The sequence below is a fragment of the Methanobrevibacter oralis genome (assembly GCF_001639275.1).
GTDB classification, from domain to species: domain Archaea; phylum Methanobacteriota; class Methanobacteria; order Methanobacteriales; family Methanobacteriaceae; genus Methanocatella; species Methanocatella oralis.
In genome coordinates this window covers 1-1,320 of the sequence record NZ_LWMU01000001.1, presented here as the reverse complement: position 1 = coordinate 1,320, position 1,320 = coordinate 1, and the positions used below count along the sequence as shown (strand labels likewise).

At 23.0% G+C, this 1,320-nt stretch carries 2 protein-coding genes; both read left to right on the top strand.

Going from position 1 to position 1,320, the window contains the following annotated elements; genetic code table 11:
- A partial coding sequence (locus tag MBORA_RS00010; RefSeq protein WP_211258392.1) for a hypothetical protein occupies positions 1–318 on the top strand: 318 nt, incomplete at its 5' end.
- A gap of 534 nt (positions 319–852) precedes the next feature.
- On the top strand, positions 853–1,038 hold the full coding sequence (locus MBORA_RS10715) for a hypothetical protein (RefSeq protein ID WP_063720046.1): 186 nt from the start codon (positions 853–855) through the stop codon (positions 1,036–1,038).
- The last annotated feature ends 282 nt before the right edge of the window (positions 1,039–1,320 follow it).

Here is a 1,320-nt window from a genome sequence, read left to right as displayed (position 1 = left end):
AATAATTCTAAGATTATTTTAATGGATGGAGAATATAAAGGCACAAATAATACTTTTATTTTAATTAATAAAAACCTAACAATCGAATCATTTTCAAATAATGTTATTATTAATGGAGAAAATAAATGTTATTCCCAAGTCATTAATACAGTTTATAATTATAATAAGATTTGCATTATTAATTCCCAAGTTGAAAATTTGCTTTCAAATAATGAATATGATGAAGGTTCTTATAAAACTGCTTCAATTATTATTAACAATTCCAAATTAAATAATATTGATTTTGAAGATGCTTTTGTCCGTATTAATGTTAGCTAATTGAATATATTTATTTATTAATTATTTTAAATGGTGGTAATTTATCTATAGTATTCGACACCATTGTTGTCAATCTAATGGTTTTTAATTTTTTTAATAACTATTTTGTATGTTTGATTTGATTTTTTATGATAAAAATTCTTTTTATCTCTTTTTTTGTTTGTTGGTGCTTTGATTTTTGTGTAAACCAAATCTTTTTTGGTCATATCAATTATCGGGACTGTCAATTTGTTAGCTCTTTGTCATATTTTTTTAGTTTTTTTTTCTTTTTCTTTGATTTTTTTTTGGTGTTTTATGTTGTGTTTGTGAAAAGATTTAAATATTGGTTGTTGTTTTTCTTGTTGTGATGGGTTTTAATTCTAGTTTTTTATTTCTTTTTAAATCTTTCTAATTTTTGATTAACTTGTTGATTTTTTTCTTAAATTATTTTTTTAGCTTGTTTTTGTAATTATTTTTTTAATTTGAGCAATAATAAGTTTTATATAGGTTGGAAGACAAATATTTATACATGAAACAAAAAAACAAATGTCTTCCATGTCTTATTTTTGGATGGCAACCAATATATATTTAACTATTTCGAATGTTGATCTTGTTAGAAAAAATGATGATGAAAGGGTGCAATGTAGTTTTGGTGATGAATACTGTTCAATTTTTTTTGTATATCGATGGTATTCTATGATGAAGATTGCGTTTATTAACAAAGATGGGGTTATTGAGTAATCCATGAATCCTCATTGTAAATCATTGTTTTTCTCATGATGTTATTAAAAAATCTTATAATAAGCGTAAAATCTATTTAGAAAACGGAATTAGTGTTTATTATTAAAGTTAAGCGATATATTTTGTAGGAAATGTAGAAATATTATAGTCAAGTAAGGCTTAATAGGAATTTTATGAAGATTTCTGTAATTTTTCAACTAAAATGAAAAACAAGGCAATTGAGTTGCGAAAAAGATGGTTGGGATTCATTAAGAAATCTTTCTTGGACATTTAATGTTTTTA